The 19,962-nt window shown below is 69.9% G+C and carries 20 protein-coding genes and 3 tRNA genes; 12 read left to right on the top strand and 11 right to left on the bottom strand.

The features are described 5' to 3' along the window. Positions 1-248: 248 nt before the first annotated feature. The 3 genes from KDL01_RS26290 to KDL01_RS26300 all read left to right on the top strand — a co-directional run bounded on the left by KDL01_RS26290 (position 249) and on the right by KDL01_RS26300 (position 535). Positions 249-320, top strand: a tRNA-Gly gene (locus KDL01_RS26290). A gap of 41 nt (positions 321-361) precedes the next feature. Beyond that, positions 362-432 (top strand) — tRNA-Cys (locus tag KDL01_RS26295). A gap of 31 nt (positions 433-463) precedes the next feature. Further along, positions 464-535: transfer RNA gene (locus KDL01_RS26300), tRNA-Val, on the top strand. 83 nt (positions 536-618) lie between these two features. On the opposite strand, the gene KDL01_RS26305 is transcribed toward KDL01_RS26300, so the two are convergent. Genes KDL01_RS26305 through pdhA form a run of 3 tightly spaced genes read right to left on the bottom strand, consistent with a single transcriptional unit; the run spans position 619 to position 4,221 of the window. After that, complete coding sequence (locus tag KDL01_RS26305; RefSeq protein ID WP_212531290.1) at positions 619-2,001, bottom strand: dihydrolipoamide acetyltransferase family protein; 1,383 nt, start codon at positions 1,999-2,001, stop codon at positions 619-621. Next, positions 1,998-3,089 (bottom strand): alpha-ketoacid dehydrogenase subunit beta, encoded by a 1,092-nt coding sequence (locus tag KDL01_RS26310; protein WP_212531291.1) that lies wholly within the window; start codon positions 3,087-3,089, stop codon positions 1,998-2,000. The genes KDL01_RS26305 and KDL01_RS26310 overlap by 4 nt, the downstream gene beginning before the upstream one ends. A 1-nt stretch (position 3,090) precedes the next feature. Beyond that, a complete protein-coding gene (gene pdhA / locus KDL01_RS26315) occupies positions 3,091-4,221 on the bottom strand; it encodes a pyruvate dehydrogenase (acetyl-transferring) E1 component subunit alpha (RefSeq protein ID WP_212531292.1) in 1,131 nt (376 codons plus the stop codon). 126 nt (positions 4,222-4,347) lie between these two features. Here pdhA and KDL01_RS26320 point away from each other — a divergent pair, with 126 nt between their 5' ends. Continuing rightward, on the top strand, positions 4,348-4,842 hold the full coding sequence (locus tag KDL01_RS26320; protein ID WP_212531293.1) for an Lrp/AsnC family transcriptional regulator: 495 nt from the start codon (positions 4,348-4,350) through the stop codon (positions 4,840-4,842). Between the two features lie 12 nt (positions 4,843-4,854). On the opposite strand, the gene KDL01_RS26325 is transcribed toward KDL01_RS26320, so the two are convergent. Then, a complete protein-coding gene (locus KDL01_RS26325; RefSeq protein ID WP_212531294.1) occupies positions 4,855-5,913 on the bottom strand; it encodes an Lrp/AsnC family transcriptional regulator in 1,059 nt (352 codons plus the stop codon). A 114-nt stretch (positions 5,914-6,027) separates the two neighbouring features. On the opposite strand from KDL01_RS26325, the gene KDL01_RS26330 reads away from it, so the two are divergent. Together KDL01_RS26330 and KDL01_RS26335 are read left to right on the top strand one after the other, a co-directional pair. Continuing rightward, a complete protein-coding gene (locus KDL01_RS26330; protein WP_212531295.1) occupies positions 6,028-7,236 on the top strand; it encodes a M20 metallopeptidase family protein in 1,209 nt (402 codons plus the stop codon). Between the two features lie 124 nt (positions 7,237-7,360). Then, positions 7,361-7,546: a DUF1059 domain-containing protein gene (locus tag KDL01_RS26335; RefSeq protein WP_246577018.1), complete on the top strand. Its 186-nt coding sequence runs from the start codon at positions 7,361-7,363 to the stop codon at positions 7,544-7,546. Positions 7,547-7,576: 30 nt separating this feature from the next. On the opposite strand, the gene KDL01_RS26340 is transcribed toward KDL01_RS26335, so the two are convergent. Together KDL01_RS26340 and KDL01_RS26345 are read right to left on the bottom strand one after the other, a co-directional pair. Then, positions 7,577-8,755 (bottom strand): WD40 repeat domain-containing protein, encoded by a 1,179-nt coding sequence (locus tag KDL01_RS26340; protein WP_212531296.1) that lies wholly within the window; start codon positions 8,753-8,755, stop codon positions 7,577-7,579. A gap of 71 nt (positions 8,756-8,826) precedes the next feature. Next, positions 8,827-10,551: a diguanylate cyclase domain-containing protein gene (locus KDL01_RS26345; protein ID WP_498038000.1), complete on the bottom strand. Its 1,725-nt coding sequence runs from the start codon at positions 10,549-10,551 to the stop codon at positions 8,827-8,829. 156 nt (positions 10,552-10,707) lie between these two features. On the opposite strand from KDL01_RS26345, the gene KDL01_RS26350 reads away from it, so the two are divergent. Further along, positions 10,708-11,166 (top strand): cupin domain-containing protein, encoded by a 459-nt coding sequence (locus KDL01_RS26350; protein ID WP_212531298.1) that lies wholly within the window; start codon positions 10,708-10,710, stop codon positions 11,164-11,166. 145 nt (positions 11,167-11,311) lie between these two features. After that, positions 11,312-11,779 carry a nuclear transport factor 2 family protein gene (locus tag KDL01_RS26355; RefSeq protein WP_212531299.1) on the top strand — a complete coding sequence of 156 codons (468 nt, stop codon included), beginning with the start codon at positions 11,312-11,314 and terminating at the stop codon, positions 11,777-11,779. Between the two features lie 59 nt (positions 11,780-11,838). On the opposite strand, the gene KDL01_RS26360 is transcribed toward KDL01_RS26355, so the two are convergent. Then, a complete protein-coding gene (locus KDL01_RS26360) occupies positions 11,839-12,489 on the bottom strand; it encodes a TetR/AcrR family transcriptional regulator (protein WP_212531300.1) in 651 nt (216 codons plus the stop codon). Positions 12,490-12,605: 116 nt separating this feature from the next. Between KDL01_RS26360 and KDL01_RS26365 the strand changes: the two genes are divergently transcribed. The 3 genes from KDL01_RS26365 (at position 12,606) to KDL01_RS26375 (ending at position 15,938) form a co-directional block, all read left to right on the top strand. Further along, entirely contained in the window at positions 12,606-13,625 is a 1,020-nt protein-coding gene (locus KDL01_RS26365) for an aldo/keto reductase (protein WP_246577019.1), read from the top strand. 149 nt (positions 13,626-13,774) lie between these two features. Then, on the top strand, positions 13,775-15,244 hold the full coding sequence (locus KDL01_RS26370) for an MFS transporter (RefSeq protein WP_212531301.1): 1,470 nt from the start codon (positions 13,775-13,777) through the stop codon (positions 15,242-15,244). Positions 15,245-15,332: 88 nt separating this feature from the next. After that, positions 15,333-15,938: a cysteine hydrolase family protein gene (locus tag KDL01_RS26375; protein ID WP_212531302.1), complete on the top strand. Its 606-nt coding sequence runs from the start codon at positions 15,333-15,335 to the stop codon at positions 15,936-15,938. A gap of 55 nt (positions 15,939-15,993) precedes the next feature. Here the strand turns inward: KDL01_RS26375 and KDL01_RS26380 are convergent, their stop codons facing one another. Together KDL01_RS26380 and KDL01_RS26385 are read right to left on the bottom strand one after the other, a co-directional pair. Further along, positions 15,994-16,443, bottom strand: a complete 450-nt coding sequence (locus KDL01_RS26380; RefSeq protein WP_212531303.1) for a MarR family winged helix-turn-helix transcriptional regulator — start codon at positions 16,441-16,443, stop codon at positions 15,994-15,996. A gap of 36 nt (positions 16,444-16,479) precedes the next feature. Beyond that, the gene (locus tag KDL01_RS26385; protein ID WP_212531304.1) at positions 16,480-17,016 is read right to left on the bottom strand and encodes a MarR family winged helix-turn-helix transcriptional regulator; all 537 of its coding nucleotides are present in this window, start codon (positions 17,014-17,016) and stop codon (positions 16,480-16,482) included. Positions 17,017-17,094: 78 nt separating this feature from the next. Here KDL01_RS26385 and KDL01_RS26390 point away from each other — a divergent pair, with 78 nt between their 5' ends. Next, positions 17,095-18,561 carry an MFS transporter gene (locus KDL01_RS26390; protein ID WP_212531305.1) on the top strand — a complete coding sequence of 489 codons (1,467 nt, stop codon included), beginning with the start codon at positions 17,095-17,097 and terminating at the stop codon, positions 18,559-18,561. A 74-nt stretch (positions 18,562-18,635) separates the two neighbouring features. On the opposite strand, the gene KDL01_RS26395 is transcribed toward KDL01_RS26390, so the two are convergent. Together KDL01_RS26395 and KDL01_RS26400 are read right to left on the bottom strand one after the other, a co-directional pair. Further along, the gene (locus KDL01_RS26395; protein WP_212531306.1) at positions 18,636-19,292 is read right to left on the bottom strand and encodes a cytochrome b/b6 domain-containing protein; all 657 of its coding nucleotides are present in this window, start codon (positions 19,290-19,292) and stop codon (positions 18,636-18,638) included. Next, positions 19,276-19,962 (bottom strand): molybdopterin-dependent oxidoreductase (locus KDL01_RS26400; RefSeq protein WP_212531307.1); only part of this gene is annotated, 687 nt, incomplete at its 5' end. The genes KDL01_RS26400 and KDL01_RS26395, both read right to left, overlap by 17 nt.

Here is a 19,962-nt window from a genome sequence, read left to right on the forward strand (position 1 = left end):
CAGCAGGCGTATCCACGCAGCCGGAGGTCCGGCGACTGCGACCCGGAGACGAATCTCGGTAGCGGAAGCGCATGCCTCCATCGTCCCGGCACCCGCCGCCTCCCGCCTCCGCAATCCCCCGCCGTCACCCGATCGAAGGACCCCGCGCACCGCCGTCCAAACGAATTTGATCCTGACGCGGAATCCGATACAGTTTCTTCATCGCCGGGGACGGCGCCCCGAAAGGGGAAAACGGCCCGGAGAGACATGCGGACGTGGCTCAGTGGTAGAGCATCACCTTGCCAAGGTGAGGGTCGCGGGTTCGAATCCCGTCGTCCGCTCGCATGGGGGCTTGCCCCCGGGTGCACCGCCACCTCAGCGCGGTGGAGTGGCCGAGAGGCGAGGCAACGGCCTGCAAAGCCGTGTACACGGGTTCAAATCCCGTCTCCACCTCCTTGAATTCTCCGTTTACGGGGAATTCCGAGGACGATTAGCTCAGCGGGAGAGCGCTTCCCTGACACGGAAGAGGTCACTGGTTCAATCCCAGTATCGTCCACTGTCTTCGCTGGTCAGCGCCTTGCCTTCAGGCAAGGCGCTGTATTTCTTTTTACCGGGGATTGTGTCGATAGGAATACCTGCTCACAGATCGGCGAGCAGGGTGGCGGGGCTTTCCACGCGGTCCGCGATATAGCGCAGGAATCCGCCGGCGACGCCGCCGTCGCAGACGCGGTGGTCGAAGGTGAGTGAGAGCTGGGTGACCTTGCGCACGGCGAGTTGGCCGGCCACGACCCAGGGCTTGTCGATGATGCGGCCGATGCCGAGGATCGCGGCCTCGGGGTGGTTGATGATCGGTGTCGAACCGTCGACGCCGAAGACGCCGTAGTTGTTGAGGGTGAAGGTTCCACCGGTCAGTGCGGCGGGCGGGATCTGGCCGGCGCGGGCCAGTGCGGTCAGGCGGGCGGCTTCGGCGTGGAGTCGGGCGGTCGTCAGCCGGTGGGCGCCGTGGATGACGGGGACCACAAGGCCGCGTTCGGTCTGGGCGGCGAAGCCGAGGTTGACGTGCCGGTAGCGCAGGATCTCGCCGCGTGCCGTGTCCACGGAGGCGTTGAGGTCGGGGAATCGCTCGAGCCCGGCGACGCAGATGCGTGCGAGCAGCGCGAGCAGGCCGACCGGCCGGTCCGGGAACGCGGCTTGGAGCGCGGCCTTCGTGTTCAGCAGTTCGGTGGCGTCGACGTCGACCCAGGTGGTGGCGTCCGGGATCTCGGAGCGGCTGCGGGTCAGCTTCTCGGCCACGGCGCGGCGCATTCCGCGCAGGGGGATGCGCTCGATTCCTTCGACAATGACTGGAGACGCCGCCACCGGGACGGCGGCGGGCTGCTGTGCCTGGTCGATGGCGGCGGCCACGTCCGCGCGCCTGATCACGCCGCCGGGACCGCTCGGCTGGAGCCGATGCAGGTCGCTGCCGTTGTCCCTGGCCAGTTTGCGCACGACCGGGGAGATGACCCGCGGGGGCTTGATGGAATCAGGGCTCTGTGGCGCTGATGCGGCAGCGGGCTCCGGCTGGGGAGCGGTGGCTCGCGCCTTCACCCGGTTCCTGCGTCGGGTGGCCGGCGCGTGTCCGGTCCCGTAGCCGATCAGGACGTTGCCGGAGCCGGCGCGCTCTTCCTCGCGGTAGCGGTCGTCCGCTGCGGCCTCGTCGGTCACTGCGTCGTAGACCGCTGCCTCGTCGGCCACTGCATCCTCGACCACTGCGTCCTCGACCGATCCGGCGGCGATGGAGATCAGCGGCGCGCCGACGTCGAGCACTGTTCCCGCTTCGCAGTGGAGCGTCAGGACCGTGCCCTCGTACGGGATGGGGACCTCGACCGCGGCTTTGGCGGTTTCGACCTCGACCACGATCTGGTCGATCTCGACCGTGTCGCCGACCTCCACCCTCCACGCGAGGATCTCGGCTTCGGTCAGGCCCTCGCCCAGGTCCGGCAGGCGGAAGAGCTGTGCCCGTTGCGTCGCGGTGGCGGTCATACCGTCGCACCCTTCTGCGCTGTCATGGTCGCCGCCATGGCTGCTGTCGCTGTCGCTGTTGCTGTCAGGGTCGCGGTGGTGGCGTCGGCCAGGTGGCGCGGGTCCGGTACGTCGTCGAACTGGAGCCGGTCGAAGGTGTCGAGGATGCGGTCGACTCCGGGCAGGTGGGCGTGTTCGAGCTTCGGCGGCGGATAGGGGATGTCGAATCCTGATACGCGGAGCACGGGCGCGTGCAGCAGGTGGAAGCAGCGTTCCTGGACGCGCGCGGCGATCTCGGCGCCCATGCCGCCAAAGCCCTGGGCTTCCTGCACCACGACGCATCGCCCGGTGCGGCCGACCGACTCGGTGAGCGTCGCGTCGTCGAAAGGCACCAGCGTGCGCTGGTCGATGACCTCGACGCTGATCCCGTCCTGTTCGGCCGCTTCGGCAGCCTGCAGCGCCACCGGCACGGACGGGCCGTAGGCGACCAGGGTCACGTCGCGGCCGGGGCGCACGATCTCGGCCCGGCCGAACGGCTTGACCCGGCGCGTGGACAGGTCGACGTCCGACTTCGACCAGTACAGCTTCTTGGGCTCGAGGAAGACCACCGGGTCGGGATCCGCGATGGCGTCGCGCAGCAGCCAGTACGCGTCTTCGGCCGTGGCCGGGGTGACCACCTTCAGCCCGGGGGTGTGGACGTAGTAGCCCTCGCTCGAGTCGCAGTGGTGTTCGACTCCGCCGATACCGCCCGCATACGGGATCCGGATGACGATCGGCAGCGCCAGCCGTCCCCGGGTCCTGTTGCGCAGTTTGGCGACGTGCGAGGCGATCTGCTCGAACGCCGGGAAGGCGAAGGCGTCGAACTGCATCTCGACGACGGGCCGGAACCCGCCCATGGCCATGCCCACGGCCAGCCCGACGATGCCGGATTCGGCCAGCGGGGTGTCGAAGCAGCGTTCTTCACCGAAGTCCCGGGTGAGCCCGTCGGTGATGCGGAAGACGCCGCCGAGCGGGCCGACGTCCTCGCCGAACACCAGGACACGATCGTCTTCCTTCAACGCGTCGCGCAGGGCCGTGTTCAGCGCCTGGGCCATGGTCATCGCGGTCATCTCAGCCCTCCTGCGCCTGGGACCCGGCTGCGAGCTCCGCGGCCAGCTCGGCGGCGAGTTGTGCGCGCTGTTCGCGCAGTTGCGGGGTGGGCTCGGCGTATACGTGGTCGAACAGCTCGAGCGGATCGGGCACCGTGTCGGCGTTCATGCGAGCGCGCAGGTCGGCGGCGAGGGCTTCCGCGTCGGCTTGCGCGGTGTTCACGATCTCGTCGTTCAGCAGGTTCCGGGCGCGCAGATACGCCGTCAGCCGCTCGATCGGGTCCGCCGCACGCCAGTGCTCGACCTCCTGCTCGTCGCGGTAGCGCGTCGCGTCGTCGGCGTTGGTGTGCGCGTCCATCCGGTAGGTGTGTGCCTCCACCAGCACCGGCTCTCTCCCCGACCGTGCGTGCTCCACGGCGGCCGTGAGCACGGACAGGACAGCGGGAAGGTCGTTGCCGTCGACCTGGACGGAGCGCACCCCGTAGCCGATGCCCTTGTACGCCAGCGCAGGGGCCGCGCTCTGGCGCGCGAGCGGCACGGAGATCGCGTACTTGTTGTTCTGCACGAAGAACACGACCGGCGCACGCAGCACCGCGGCGAAGTTCAGTGCCTCGTGGAAGTCTCCCTCGCTGGTGCCTCCGTCCCCGACCAAAGCCAACGCGACACCGTTCTCACCCTTGCGGCGAAGGGCATCGGCCATGCCCGTCGCATGCAGCACCTGCGTGGCCAACGGGGTGCACTGAGGCGCGACGCGCCGGGCGACCGGGTCGTAGCCGCAGTGCCAGTCCCCGCGCAGCAGCGTCAGTACCTCGACCGGGTCGATGCCGCGGGAGACGAGCGCCACCGAATCGCGATACGTCGGAAAGAGCCAGTCCTGTTCCTGCAGCGCCATGGCCGCGGCGATCTGGCACGCGTCCTGGCCCCGGCTGGAGGGGTAGACCGCCAGCCTGCCCTGCTTCGTGAGCGCGGTCGCCTGTGTGTCGAAGCGGCGCCCGAGCACCATGCGGCGATAGCCCTCGAGCAACAGCTCGTCGGAGGGCAGTACGTATTCGTCCGGCGCGGTGACGGTGGAGCCGTCCTCGGCGAGGAACCGGACCGGATCCGCGGACGGCAGCAGGTCCAGGATCTTCCGGCTGGGCGCCTTCACGGCCATCGGGATCACTCGCTTTCGCTCGCCGGCTGATGCACCTAGAGTGGGATCGCCGAAGCAGATGTTCAAGATCTCGAACCAAGACGAGACGGATTGCCGAGACGGGCAGAAAGCGAGAGCAGAACGTCCATGGAAACGCAGCCGCCGGACGCCGAGGCCGGACGTTCTGCCGCCGGTTTGGACCAGACGGACCGCGCGATCATCGCGGAGTTGGTGCGCGACGGCAGGATCCCGGTGCGCACCCTCGCGGAGCGGGTGCACATCTCCCGGGCGAACGCCTATGCGCGGATCGCGCGGCTGCAGGCCGAAGGTGCGCTCCAGGGCTTCACCGCGCGGCTGGATTCGGCGAAGGCGGGCTTGGCGACGATCGCCTACATCTCGCTGACGATCGATCAGAACGCGTGGCGCTCGGTATCCGACAGGCTCCGCATGATCCCCAACATCGAGCACTTCGCGCTGGTCGGCGGCGACTACGACGTCCTCGCACTCGTCCGGACGCGGGACAACTCGGAGCTACGCCGGATCGTGCTCGAGCGCATCCAGGACATCCCCGGTGTGCGCTCGACCCGCACCTGGCTGGTGTTCGAAGAGGTACAGGGCAGCGGCGTCGACTGGACGGTGTGAGCGCGAGCGGTCCTACCCGCCGTGTCCCATTCCCCACACGTCGATCGGCACGGCGCCGACGCTGCGTCCTCGCTCGTCGAGCAGCCGGCCCATCCGCTTGATGAAGCGCAGCACCAGCGAGCTGCCGAGCACGGTCATGCCCGGCGCGTCGCGCGCCAACCTCGCTTGCACGCTCGCGGCCTCGCCCAGCGTGCGGGCCGCGACCCCGAGCAGGACGTTGGCCGGGCCGCCAGCCAGTTCCAGGCATGCGCGCAGGCTCGGCATGCGCTGCAGCAGGGCGGGCACGCTGGTGAGGTCGCCGGGGTCCACCGCCGCCCAAACCCACACGGCGATCGGCCAGCCGGACGCCGCGTCGGCCACGTCGCAGCGCAGCACCAGGTCGCGGCGATCCAGTAGTTCCTGCAGACGACGCTGCACGGTGCTGGTGCCGAGCCCGGTGGCCTGGGCGAGCGCGGCCAGCGGTGCGCGACCGTCCGCGCCCAGCGCCGCGATCAGGCGGCGGTCCGCCTCATCGAGCGCGCGGCGGCGGACGCCGGACGGACGGGTCGGCGCCTGCGGGGCCGCGAGTACGGCCATCTGCTGCGCGTCGAGCACCCGCAGTCGCCACTGGTCGCCGCTGGTACGGACTCCGGCGACCAGGTGCGTGCGGGTGGCCCGCACGCCCGGCACCGCTCCGAGCACACTGAACAGGAACTCCGATAGTTCGGCCGTGCCTGACACGGCGACCAGCAGCGTCATGTCGTATTCCCCACTGGTGTGCTCGACCGACACAACGTCAGGACGCTGTGCCAGCAGCCGCGCCGCGTTCAGGGCGTGCGGCGCCGTGCACGAGACCTCGATCGTGGCAATGCACGCGTCGAGGGACGCGAGCCGGTTCGGCCGGCCCGTCACCCACGCGGTCCCGGACGAGCTCAGCCGCTGCCAACGCCGGGCGACGGTGACCGGGTCGAGCGCCAGCGCGTCGCCGATCCGACGCCAGGAGGCGCGCGGTGCCACCTCCAGGCAGTTGATCAAGGCCAGGTCGGCCTCGTCGAGGACTCCCCCGGGAAAATCCTGAGCGTGCACAGCCATGGTGGAAAAATCCTGCATATGAGTGGGGGGACGTGCGGTTCCGGCCATCCTGGCGCTCCGGGAGCCTGACGGCAACAGGGCCGCGGGCGGCCGGGCGAAGGAAGGACCGCACGGATGTCGCACACCTCGGCCACGACCGTGACCACGGATGGCGGGCTGCAGGAGGAGTTGGCCGGATTTCGGCGCGACCTGCACGCCGACCCCGAGATCGGGCTGCATCTGCCGCGCACCCAGCGGCGGGTGCTCGACGCCCTGTCCGGTCTGCCGCTGGAGGTGAGCACCGGACGAGCCCTCAGTTCGGTGACGGCGGTGCTGCGCGGCGGACGGCCGGGTCGCAGTGTGCTGCTCCGGGCGGACATGGACGCGCTGCCGCTGACCGAGCAGACGGATCTGCCCTACGCCAGCCGCAACGACGGGGCCATGCACGCGTGCGGCCATGACCTGCACACCGCCGCGCTCCTCGGCGCCGCGAAGTTGCTGTGCGCCCGGCGCGAGCAGTTGGCCGGGGACGTGGTGTTCATGTTCCAGCCCGGCGAAGAAGGCTGCGACGGGGCGGGGAAGATGATCGAAGAGGGCGTACTCGAGGCGGCCGGCGCCCCGCCGGTGGCCGCCTACGCGATGCACGTGGCCAGCTCCGGCATTCCGCGCGGGCTGCTGGCCGGACGCCCGGGCCCGATCCTGGCCGGCGGCGATCTGCTCACGGCGGTGCTGAGCGGAGTGGGCGGGCACGGCTCCGCGCCGCACCTGACCCGCGACCCGCTGCCCGCCGCCTGCGCCGTCGTCGGCGCCCTGCAGACGCTGCTCACCCACACGGTCGACCCGTTCGACTCCGCGGTGCTGACCATCGGCGCGATCCACTCCGGCACCGCGGGCAACATCATCCCGGCGACGGCGCAGCTGGAAGGCTCGCTGCGCTGGTTCACGCCGCAGGCGCGCGACGCGCTGCGCGAGGGCTTCGAGCGCGTCTGCCGCGCGATCGCCACCGCCCACGGCGTGGAGGCCGAGACCCGGATCGTCGAGGCCGTCCGCGCCACGGTCAACGACGCCGCCGAAGCCGGCTTCGCCGCCACGGTCGCCGCCGATCTGCTCGGCGCCGCACGCTACCTGGACTTGCCACACCCCCTGACCGCCGGCGAGGACTTCTCCCGCGTACTCGAGAAGGTGCCCGGCGCCTTCGTGATGCTCGGCGTCGCCCCGCCGGGAGTCGATCCGGCCACCGCCGAAGCCAACCACTCGGCCCACGCCGTCTTCGACGACGCGTTCCTCGCCGACAGCGCCCGCTATCTCGCCGAACTCGCGACCCGACGGCTCGCGCTCGCCTGACAGCCCGTCATTCACGAAAAGGCACGCCGGGTGTCACCCACATGGCGTAATGCCGAAGGACACCGCCGCCGGACGGGTCTTGGCTGGAAGGAGGAACCCGATATCCCGGGAGGGATGAGCCATCATGCGCAAGGTAGTCGATTGCCGGGAATACCCGGAGGAGCATTGCACGCTCACCATCGCCGGTGAGGAAGACGAGGTCGTCGCTGCGGCGGCGTTGCACGCACAGGACAGGCACCAGAAGCCGGACACCCCCGAGCTGCGCGAAGAGATCCGCAGCGGCCTCAAGGACGAGGTGGCGGTCGGCTGACGGCGCCGGGAAAACGCTGAGAGATCGCTTCTAGTCGGTCCAGCCCACGAGTAGCGCGGCGTTGGTCCACAGCGCACTGCTGAGGTCCATCGTCGCGCCGGAGTCGAGGTTGACGAGGGCGAGCTGCATGGTGCCGATGTAGGCGAGGGTGTCGCTGTTCCGGGGGCCCCACAGGAAGTCGTCCTGGCCGGGTGAGGGCGAGCCGGCGATGTCGATGTAGGGAATCTGCCAGGATTTGCCGGGGCGGTCGGTCTGCGGGTTGATCTCCTCGACCTCGTCGAGGTTGCCGGCGCTCGTGGTCGGGGGCTCGATGACGATGGGCTGGCAGGTGCCGGGGCGGAAGAACGCGGTGCTGGTCGTGCCGTCGGCGATCCTCGCGTGCGGTGGCGTTGCTTGAGCGGCGGTCACGTCGCCGCTCAGGTCGGGGACGAGGTAGAGGTTGATCCCGCTGTCGATCAGGGCGAGACTGCCGCAGGACGCGAGGACCGACCACTGTGTCGGTTCGTTGTGGGTGATCGGCGCAGCGCCGGTGCGCAGTGTGGCGACCGTGGTGGTGTCCGCGGGCAGGGTATCCGAACTGTTCTGCGAGATGGCCGCGGGGAACGGGCCGCTCTGTTGGAACACCAGGTCGGTCGGGTTGAGCCAGGTTCCGCAGGTGAAGCTGGAATAGACGTAGCCCGGCGCGCCCTGCGAGCCGATCGGCCCCGCGGCGTATGCCTGGCTGGTGACGGTGTAGAGGCTCGTCATGTGCCCGGCATCGTCCGACAGGTAGAGGGCGTCGGCGGTGCCGACGGCGAGGTGCCGACCGTCCGGCGCCCAGCTTACGCAGCTGGCTTTGGCGGAGTCCGGTGGGCTGAGTGTGGTGTCGGCGCCGGTCTTGAGATTCCGCAGCACGAGGCCCTTGCCGGCGCCGTAGGCGAGCGTGGTCCCGTCCGGCGAGACCGCGGCGGCCACGACCAGCGCGGAGGATCCCGAGACCCGCGTACCCGGCGCGGCGACGAGCTGCTTGTCCACGGCCGTCCCGTCGGCGCCGAAGGTGACCTGGTCGAGCTCGCCATCGAGGGTCTCGACGATCAGCCTTCCGGTGAACTGAGGTCCGCTCGGAGCCGCGGTGGCGGAATGGCTCGCCCCAGTACACGCGGTGACACCGGCGAGCACTCCTGCGGCAAGCAGGCCGATGACGCCGACGCGGTGGGATACGTTCGTCATGCTTGCATTAGTAGCGCGGCGCGACTGGGACCGGTACCCGTTGGCCGAATCAGCACTCTTAGGACTGGTCCTCAGGCCGTGCCGCTCCGTTCCGCGTCTGCGTCCGCGTCTGTTCCCGTGTCGGTTACCGTCGCGCGTGCAGCCTGAGTGGGCGTCACCTTGGCTTCCAGCATCAGGATGTCGGCAGTCTGGAACGCCTCGGCGACGCTGGTGACGCGGTCGAGTTCGGCCAGTCCGACGGTCACGCTGACCGGGGTGCCGGGAACCAGGTGTTCCCAGTCGTAGTCCGCGACCGCGGCGGTGAGCCGGTCGGCGACGCCGCGGGAGTCCGCCACCGTCGTGTCCGGCATGAACAGCACGAACTCGTCACCGCCGTAGCGGGCGAGAAAATCACCGCGGCGCAGGGAGCTGGCGATGAGTCCGGCCGCCTGCTCGAGTACCTGGTCGCCGGCGAGGTGCCCGTGAACGGTGTTGACGGCCTTGAACCGGTTCAGGTCGGCGACGCCGAGAGTGCCGCTGCCGCCGCGACCGACCAGCTCGCCGATGTAGCGCTCGAAGTGGCGCCGGTTGGGCAGGCCGGTCAGCGGGTCGGTCAGGGCCTCGTCGGCATAGCGGCGGAGATTGCGCCGCACCTCTTCGTAGTTCAACGAGTCGGTCACGCCGCCGATGACGAGACCGTAGAGATCGCCGGTCGCCTCCCCGAGCACCCGGGTCACCTCGAGCGCCGAATCGTGCGCGGCCTGATAGTCCCCGAGTGCGGCCTGGGCCAGTGACCTGAGCCGAGGAACTTCGCCGAGGCCGAGCAGGGAGTGGATCATGCTCGTGTCCTCGAGCACGCTCAGCGCTTCGCCGGGCCTGCCCTCGGCGGTGGCCAGGGCGGCGTCACCGAGGTGGATCAGCTCGGCGTTCTGTGGGGTGCCGGCCGCATCGGCGCGCAGCAGGGCGCGCGCGTCCGAGCGCTGCGGGCCGCCGGTGACGGCGTGTCGCGCGATCGCGTAGCCGAGGTAGGGGTGTTCCGAGCCGTTCACGTCGTCGGGCCCGAGGTTCTTGGTGAGTTCGTCGAGTATCGCGCTCGCCTCGTGCTGGTTGCCCTGCTGGTCGAGGAAGAGGGCATAGCGCACGAGGATGCGCGGGTGCGCGGTGTAGACGCGATCCTCGACGGTCCCGTTCTCGCTGATCTTCCGGGCGTTCGCCAGGGCCGCGACCGCTTGCGTGTGGAAGCCCACCAGGGAGTACACGTCGGCGACGGTGATCCAGGCGAGCATGCTCTCGTGGTCGGCGGGCGCGCTCTCCATGATCCGCGTTCCGCGCACGAGCTGCACCATGCAGCGCTGAAGAGATCCCTGGTAGTAGGCCACCTCGGCGGCCAGCGCGTGGAACTTGCCCTTCTGCGCGGGCACGGTGGCGTCGGGGCGCTGCAGATACCGCCAGACGGTGTCGAGCACAGCCGGACACTCCGCCACCCGTTGCAGGTTCAACAGTGCCACGAGCTTGATGAGCAGGACCGGGGCGATGTCGGGCGAGTCGGGTGACTCGGCGAGCGCGGTGTCGGCGTATTTCACGGCCTGCGCATAGTGCCCGTCCCCCAGCAGCCGGGAAGCGACGGCGCGCTGCACCCCGCGTTCGGGCCGCCGCGCGGCCGCCTCGGCGTCCCGGCGGATCCAGGAGCGCAGCGCCTCGGGCTGCACCCCGAGCTCAGCGGCCAACGCCGAGATCGACGGACGCGGCTGCGTGGACTTGTACAGCCGGACCGCTCTGTCTCGAGACCAAGGAGAACTCCGCCTTTGGCTACTCATTCAGTGACTCCATTTGTGTGCTCCATCCCAACATGGGCATGGTCGACCCGCAATGCGGATAACACCCTGATTCGCCCGAGCGGGGTTGCGGCGCGAAGAGCCGACTCTCATCATGGGAGTCTGCTTTCTCAACGACTTCGATAGGGGGTGCCTGGCATGGCACAGGTTTCAGTGGTCGGCCCGGACGAGGGCGAGTCGATCCAACTCGGCAGGACCACGATGCGGATCCTGGAAGACGGCTCGCACACCGACCACCGGCTCGGGATGGGCGAGATCACCCTCGCCCCGCACACCGACGGCCCGCCGCAGCACCGCCACGCCCGCCACGACGAGGGCTTCTACGTCGTGTCCGGTACGGCGCGCTTCACCGTGGGCGAGCGCGTGTACGACGCGCCGGCCGGAACCCTGGTCATGGTCCCGCCGGGCGCACCGCACACCTTCGCGAACCCGACGGACGCGGTGACGGTGCTGCTCAACACGTTCACGCCGGACCTGTACGTCAACTACTTCCGGGACCTGCGCGACATGATCGCCGGCGGACAGCCGCTCACGCCCGAAGCCACGATCCAGGCGATGAGCCGCTACGCCACGGAACCGTCCACCGACTTCGCCTGATCCCACTCGCGCACCCGAACAAAAGTCGGGGCGAGCGCGCGGGCCGCTGGGCGTGGCGCGCGGGCTCGGCCCGCGTGGGCACCCATGCTGCTGACTAGAAATGTCCGGCACACAGTCGCGCACAGTCGCGTGAAGGGATCCCACCATGGCAGTTCAGACCGCCGTCTCCGCGCAGGAGGCCGCCGACCGGCTGGCCATCCGCGAGCTCGTCGACGCCTACGCGCACCGCGCGGACCGCCGCGACGCGAAGGGGCAGATGGCGCTGTTCACCGAGGACGCCGCGTTCCTGGTGTTCATGGACTACGGCTCCGCGACCCCCACCCAGGAACTCCACGGACGCGAAGCGCTCGCCCCGGTGTTCGACAACCTCAACACCTACGCCGTCACCATGCACTTCAACGGCCAGAGCACCATCGAGCTCCAGGGGCTCGGCGCCACCGGCAAGAGCTACTGCCTCGCCCACCACCTGTCCGTCGCCGAGGACGGCTCGCGCACGCTGATGATCGCTTCCATCCGGTACCTCGACACCTTCACCAAGCAGGACGACCGCTGGCTCTTCGCCGAACGCCGCCTCCTGGTCAACTGGACCGATACCCGCCCGTCCACGCCGTGACCGAACGCTTGCCCGCCTGACCGCCTGACCGGCTGACCCGCCGACCGGCCCAGCCGAGGTCACCGTGCGGAAGGCCGCCGCGTGGTCGTGCAGCGCAGGCCGTCGAGCAGGATCGCGACGATGTGCCGGCTGTGCTCGGGGCCTTGCCCGGGGACGGGTTGGGACAGCTGAGTGATGGCGTGCAAAAGATCCTCGGCGCTGACGTCGGCGCGCACCGTGCCGTCGGCGACTGCGGCGTCGAGCAGCGCGGCGAGGGTGGGGCCGAGTCGCTGCAGGAAGTAGTCGGGCAGCCCGGAGAACGCCGGGTCGCCCGAGTGCAGTGCGGCGGCGATGCCGCGTTTGGTCGCGAGCAGCTCGGTGAGCCGGTAGACCCACGCGGTGAGCGCGTCCGCCGGCTGGTGCGCACCGCTCAGGGCCGGGCCCGCGTCGGCGACGGCGTCGATCCCGCTTTCCACGACGGCTTTGACCAGGTCAGAGCGCTGCGGGAAGTGCCGGTAGAGCGTGCCGACGCCCACGCCGGCCAGGTCGGTGATCTCCTTCGCCGGCGCGTCCACGCCCGAGGTGGCGAAGACGGTCCTCGCGGCCTCGATCAACGCATCGATGTTGCGCTGCGCGTCGGCCCGGCGCCGGCGCGGCGCCGCTTCGCCCTCGCCCGGCTGTGCGGGGCCGGGCGGCGAGTCCGCGGCTCGTGTCCCGTCTTCAGACGCCACGTCGCCCCCCTTGCCTAACCGGAAAAGTTTTCCGTATAGTCGGTTGTGGAAAAGTTTTCCACTTAGTGCAGCCTACGGCACCGATCCGGTGCCGACCAGCTCAGGGAGTGATTCCCATGCAGTACCGCACCCTCGGCCGCACCGGCATCCAGGTCAGCCCGTACGCCCTGGGCACCTTGATGTTCGCCACCGCGATGGGCAACGCACCGGAGGAATCGGCCCGCATCATCGGCAAGGCGCTGGACGCCGGCATCAACCTCATCGACACCGCCGACGCGTACGGCGACTCCGAGGAAGTCGTCGGCAACGCCTTGAGGGGCCGCCGGGACGAGGTCGTGCTCGCCACCAAGTTCGGCCGACCGACTGGCCAAGACCCCAACCAGCAGGGTGCCTCCCGGCGCTGGATCGTCACCGCCGTGGAGAACTCGCTGCGCCGCTTGCAGACCGACCACATCGACCTCTACCAACTCCACCGCCCCGACCCCGGCACCGACATCGAGGAGACCCTCGCCGCGCTGACCGACCTGATCCGCAGCGGCAAGGTCCGCGCGATCGGCGCGTCGCAGACCCCTGCGTCCGACATCATCGAGGCCCAGTGGATCGCCGAGCGGCGCGGCCTCGCGCGCTTACGCACCGAACAGCCGCCCTACTCCCTGCTCAACCGTGGGATCGAGCGCGAGATCCTGCCCGCCGCGCAGCGCTACGGCATGGGCGTCCTGGTCTGGGGACCGCTCGGCCAGGGCCTGCTCACCGGCCGCGTGCGCCAGGACCGGCACAACGACCTGCGCCGCGCCGGCATGATGCGCCACCTCACCGACGAACGCCGCCTCGAGGTCGTCGAACGGCTCATCCCGCTCGCCCACGAAGCCGGAATCCCGATGACCCACCTCGCGATGGCCTTCACCATCGCCCACCCCGACGTCACCAGCGCGCTGCTCGGCCCGCGCACCGCAGAGCACTTAGACGACCTGCTCGCCGGCCTGGAGGTCACCCTCGCCGACGACGTCCTCGACCGCATCGACGAGATCGTCCCGCCCGGCACCGACGTCGGCACCCTCGACCAGGCCTATCAGCCCCCAGCCCTGCAGAACCCAAACCTGCGCCGCCGCCCTCTGACCGCCCGCAGCGCCGCCTGACCCACGACGCGGCCTGACCCACGGCCGACGTCCCCGGACGACGCCGGCGCAATAGGCAGGCTGCCTGCTTTCCTGTAGAGTGCGAGGGGAGTTAGGCAGGCAGCCTGTCGATTGTGCTCGGCGGGTCGAGCCGGAAGGACGAGGAGTAGATGGGCGTCGAAATCCGGGCAGAGTCCATACCCCCGGGCACGGTCGAAGCGGCCGACGCGGCCGACACCGGAAGCCGGGCGCCGTTCAGCGCGAGGTTCACCACTCCGCTCTACCTGGGCTCGATCCTGAACCCGGTCAACAGCTCCCTGATCGCGACGGCGCTGGTGCCGATCGCGACGGCTCTGCACGTGAGCGTCGGCTCCACGGCGATCCTGATCTCGAGCCTCTACGTGACCTGCGCCGTCGCCCAGCCCGCCGCGGGCCGGCTGGCCGAGGAGTTCGGCCCGCGCCGGGTGTTCGTGGCCGGAGTCCTGATGGTCCTGGTCGCGGGCCTGGTCGGCGCGGTCGGCCGGGACATCGGCATGCTGCTGGTCGCACGCGTGCTGATCGGCGCCGGCACGTCGGCCGGATTTCCGGCGGCCATGCTGCTCATCAGGCGGCGCGCGCAGGCGGCCGGGATGAGCGAGCCGCCACGCAACGTGCTCGGCGGCATCGCCGTCGCGGGGGCCGCGACCATCGCCATCGGTCCGGCCGTCGGCGGGGTCATGATCGGCTGGTTCGGCTGGCAGACCGCCTTCTGGATCAACCTGCCCGTCGCCGCGCTCGCGCTGGTCCTGACACTGCGTTGGATCCCCGAGGACAACCGCGTCACGCGCACGAACTCGGCGCGCGAACTCGCTTCGCGCCTCGACGCGGCGGGCATCCTCGCTTTCGCCGCGACGCTGGTCACACTGCTGGTGTTCCTCAATGCGCTCCCCACCGCCCATTGGTGGGTCCTGATACTCGCCGTGGCCTTCGGCGCCGCGCTGACGGTGTGGGAGCTGCGGGCCGCGAGCCCGTTCCTGGACGTGCGGCTGCTGGTGTCCAACGCGGCGCTGACCCGCACCTACCTGCGCAACGGGATGACCCTGCTGGGCACCTACGTCATCATGTACGGGCTGACCGAGTGGCTCGAGTCGGCCCGCGGCATGTCCGCCGAGCAGGCCGGCCTCCTGCTGATCCCGATGGGTGCCCTGTCCGCGCTGTGCGCCCGCGTCGCCTCGCGCAGCCCCCGGGTGCGCGGCAAACTCACCTTCTCCGCGCTCGTCCTGTTCATCGGGGCGATCGCGAGCCTGCCGCTGACGGCGCACTCGCCGGTGGCGGCGGTCATCGGTGTCACGGCCCTGTTCGGCCTGACCTCCGGTGCGAGCGTGGTCGCCAACCAGACCGTGCTCTACCGCGAGTCCCCGCCCGAGCGCATCGGCGTCGCCTCCGGGCTGCTGCGGACCTCCGGCTATCTCGGCTCCACCGCCTCGGCGGCGATCACCAGCTTCGCCTTCCACACCCGCGTCGACGATTCGGGCATGCACGAGATCTCCTGGGTCCTGGTCGCCGTCTCGGCGGTCGTCCTGGCGATGACCGTGCTCGACCGCCGGCTCAAGGCCACCGACGCAGAACTCGAAGCCGCGGCGCTGCGATCAGGACCGTAAGCCCACCCCGACCCTCCTCCGCAGTGCAGACAGCACGAGCGGAGCAGGCAGTACCACGATCATACGAAGAGCAAGGGAAGACCATCTCGTGACCACGCCCACCGTACCCACCATCGATCCGGCCCGCGCCGCCCTGCTGCTGATGGACTTCCAGCCGGCCATTCTGGCGGCCGTCCCCGGCGGCGAGCAGGCCCTCGAGCGCGCCCACGACGCGCTGGCCTGGGCCCGCGAGCACGACGTCCAGGTCGCGCACGTGCGCGTCGCGCTCGACGAGGACGACCGCGCCGCCGTCCCCGCGCACAACAAGGCCTTCTCCTTCGCGGCGTCCCAGGGGTGGCTGGACGACGGCCTGCCGCACACCGACACCCACGAATCGCTCACCGCCCTCACGCGCGAGGACGACATCCTGGTCCGCAAGATCCGTATCAGCGCCTTCGCCAGCGAGACCGATCTGCGCGTGCTGCTGCGCGAGAAGGGCATCGACACGCTGGTGCTCGCGGGCCTGTCGACCGGCGGCGTCGTGCTCACGACCGTGCGCCAGGCGGCCGACGAGGACTTCCGCGTCTTCGTGCTCGAGGACGCCACCGGCGACCCCGACGAGGAGATTCACCGGGTGCTGACCCGCAAGCTCTTCCCCCAGCAGGCCGAGGTGATCGCCACCGGAGAGCTCCGGGGCCTGACTCAGCCTGCGTAAGACCTCGTATCGTGAGCCCCGCGACTCCCGTGCCCAGCGCACGGGGGCGCGGGGCTCACGGCTCGCTGTCGGCGAGCCGGTTCATGATCGCGGCGGCCTCGATCAGGATCCGCTGCTCGCGCGCACTCGTGTGCGCCAGTAGAGCCGCCTTGATCCATGCCTCGCGAGCCAGCGGAAGAGCGGCATTCAGGGTTGCGCCCTCCGCACTCGCCCGTACCAGCGTCCGCCGCGCGTCGTCCGGGTCCTTGGTGGTCTCGACCAGCCCCTGCCCGCGCAGCGCGGCGACCGTTTCGGCCATCGACTGCCGCCGCACATGCTCAGCCCGCGCCAGATCGACGATGCTGACCGGTCCCTCCTGCGCCACCCGGTGAAGGGTCGTCAGCTGAGACCAGGTCACGAGCAGCTCGTCCTGGGCGGACTCGGTGCGCAGCCGGGCGCGCAGCCTCGTCATCGCCGCCATCAGGGCGCCGGCCGTCTCGGCCGCGAGAGTCGTCTGCTCGCTCATCCGCGAAGACTATCGCGCGCACGCAGGCAGGACCGGCTACGTCGTTCCCCCCGTGCCGGTGCGCGGGCCGGGTGACTGCCGGCCGCCGGAACGCGGCGGACGGGGCGCGGGTTGCGCGCGCAGGCGGGCGGTGTGCTCCTCCTGGATCTCCCGGTTGACCGTGAGGAAGGCGATGACCGTCTCGAGCTGCTCGGGTTCGAAGCGCTCGAGGATCCTGCGAGTGGCGTCGTCGAGGAACGGCCCGATCAGCCCGTAGGCGCGCAGGGCGGCGGCCTGGGTGATGCGGATCAGGGAACTGCGGCCGTCCGCGGGATTCGGGCTGCGGGTGAGGTACTCGAGCTTCTCCAGCCGGTCGAGCATCGTGGTGACGCTGCCGGTGGTCAGGCCGAGGCGTTCGGCCAGCTGCTTGGGGGCGATCTGCTCCACGCCCAGCAGGATCTCCAGGCAGCGCAGGTCGGTCTCGTTGACGCCCATCAGCCGGGCCAGCTCGCGGTCGAAGTCGTCCACCGCGCCCTGGTATCCCTGCACGGCCGCGCCCAGGCGGACGCCAACGGGCTCAGCTTGATTTGACATTCAAGGTATCTGCCTTCACCGTGGAGTTAGCTTGAGTTCCAAGATACACCAGGCCCCGGAAAGGACAGGGCGTTCACGATGACGTCGCTCAAGACGGAAGAAACGGCACACGAGCCCGCCGAGCCCCCACGGGCGGGCGGCGCGGCCGGCTATGCGAAGAGGTGGGCGGCGGCCTGGGTGATGATCCTCGCCGCGCTGATGGACATGATCGACGGATCGATCGTCAACACCGCGCTGCCCTCGATAGGCCGCGGGCTGCACGCCTCGTCCGCGCAACTGCAGTGGACGGTCTCGGCCTACATGCTGGGCTTCGCCGCGACGCTGATCATCGCCGGGCACCTGGGCGACCGCTACGGCCGCAAGAACCTGTTCCTGCTGGGCACCGCGCTGTTCGCCGCCGCCAGCCTGGCCAGCGCGCTCGCCCCGGACGCCGGGGCCCTGGTCGCCTTCCGCGGGGTCCAGGGCGTGACCGCGGCGATCCTGATGCCGCAGGTCCTGGCGTCCTTCCGGACCATGTTCGACGGTGAGGAGCGGGGCAAGGCCTTCGCGCTCTACGGGGCCATCGCCGGAATCTCCACCGCGTTCGGCGTCCTGCTCGGCGGCGTGCTCACCGACTGGAACCTGTTCGGCTGGGGCTGGCGCACCATCTTCGTCGTCAACCTGCCGCTCGCCGCCGTCGTGCTGATCCTCGGCACGCTCTGGATTCCGTCCTCCAGGGACGACGGCTTTCGCGGCCGCGTCGACCTGCTCGGCAGCCTCGTGCTGGCCGGATCGCTCGTCGCGATCGTCCTGCCGCTGGTCCAGGGCCGCTCCAACGGCTGGCCGGTCTGGGGCTGGATCCTGCTGGCCGCCGGCATCGCCGCCCTGTTCGCGCTGGCCTGGTCGGAGAAGGCCAGGCGGATCGAGCACCCGCTGTTGAACGCCGGCCTGTTCCGCAAGCCCACCTTCACCGCGGGCCTTCTGATCCAGATGCTCTTCTACGGCGGCATGTCCGGGTTCATGCTCGCATTCACCATCTGGCTCCAGTCCGGGCAGGGCTACAGCCCCGCGCAGGCCGGTCTGCTGATGGTCGCCTTCTCCGCCGGCGCGATCCTCGGCGCCCCAATGGTCGACGCCCTGGTCGCCAAACTCGGCCGCACCCTGCTGATCCTCGGCGCGGCCGTCATGGCCGGCGGCTTCGCCTGGGTCGCCCACGCCGTCGACGCCTCCGCGCAGCAACACTCCAGCGCCTGGCCGCTGGTCCCCGGACTGGTTCTGGCCGGTATCGGCCTGATCTTCCTGGTCATTCCGCTGGTCAACACCATCCTGTCGACCGTCACGCCGCAACGGGCCGGGGGTGCCTCCGGAATCCTTTCCACCGCCCAGCAGTTCGGCGGCGCCCTGGGGGTCGCGGTCATCGGCAACGCGTTCTTCTCCACCGCGGACCGAGGGTTGACCAAAGCCTTCGTCCACGCCGCGCCCTGGGCAGTCGCCGCCTACATCGGCTGCGCGCTGCTGTGTCTGGCCCTGCCGCGCAAGGTCGTCACCGAGGACCCGACCGCCTGACGGCCGCCGCCGACCAGAGCCCGATCGGACGTCTTACGGCCGAGGGCAGCACAACGCCCCTTCCCGAACGCGCCCTAATCCTGGCCGGCTCGGGCTTCCTGGTCGGCGATCTCCTGGGCCCAGAGTTCGTGCTCGTGCTCGGCCCAGGAGCGCGGGACGGTCCCGCGGCGCATCCCGGCCCGCGCATGCCGGTCGCCAACCGCGAAGTACACATGGCCGATGATGTCGAAACCGACCGCCAAGGCCAGCCAGTCGTGCACGAACGTCGCACCGGTCCGCATCGAGACACTCGCGAGACCCTGGAACCACATGATCGTCCCGGTACCCGCCATCACCAGGATCGCGCCGCACAGGAACGCCGCGTTCAACTTCTGGCCCGCGTTGAACTTCCCGACCTTCAACCCGCGCTCCCGAACCCGCCCCCGCTTCCAGCCCCGGTGCCTGAGCCAGGCCAGATCCTGCGCCGTGTGACGGTTCAGCCGCCGCGCATCCGCACGGTAAGCCTTCGAGAACACCCCGGCCGCCATCGGCACCGGCAACGCAAACCCGCAATACAGATGCACCACCGCCACGAACTGACGATGGCCCGTATAGATCGCCAACTGGTCGTTGTACAAAATCGCGCCCGTCGCGATCAGCACGAACATCAGCACAGTGGTGGCCCAGTGCACGTAGCGCTCCGCCCGGGTGAAACGCTCGATCCGCCCCGCCTCGTCACGTGGTGGGGGCATCGTTCCTCCCGTTCGACGCACCGACCCACCCGTCCACCGCGTACCCGAAACCCTCCCAATACCCCGGCTCCACCCGATCCACCAACTGAATCTCCGAAAGCCACTTAATACTCTTATACCCATACATCGGCGCCGCGTACAACCGCACCGGACCACCGTGATCATGCGTCACCGCACCCCCCAGCATCCGCAACGCCACAATCATCTCCGGATCACGCGCCTGATCCAAAGTCAGCGACTCGGTGTAGACGCCGTCAAAGGACACGAACCGCAACGCCCTCGCCCCGGGCTTCACCCCCGACGCCGCCAGAATCGCACTCAACCGCACCCCGCCCCACGGCACATCCGGCACCCGCCAACCGGTCACACACTGGAAGTCGGCGACGATGTCGGTCTGCGGCAGAGCAGCGAGATCCGACAGCGAATAACGCCGCTCCCTCTCCACCAGGCCGGTCACAGCGAGCCGGTAGGTCGCGGGATCAGCCACCGGAACACTGCCGGTCACCGAGTAATACCGGAAATTACCCCCGAACGGCAGAATATTGAGCAAACCGGTCGGATCATGCTCAGCGACCTTCGCCAACGCGTCACTGACACTCCGCCCCGTCACCACCCCCACAGCCCCCAACGCCAGCACCGACAAGATAACCCGGCGCCCGATCGGCCTGCC

The organism is Actinospica durhamensis (assembly GCF_018139695.1).
Lineage (GTDB): Bacteria > Actinomycetota > Actinomycetes > Streptomycetales > Catenulisporaceae > Actinospica > Actinospica durhamensis.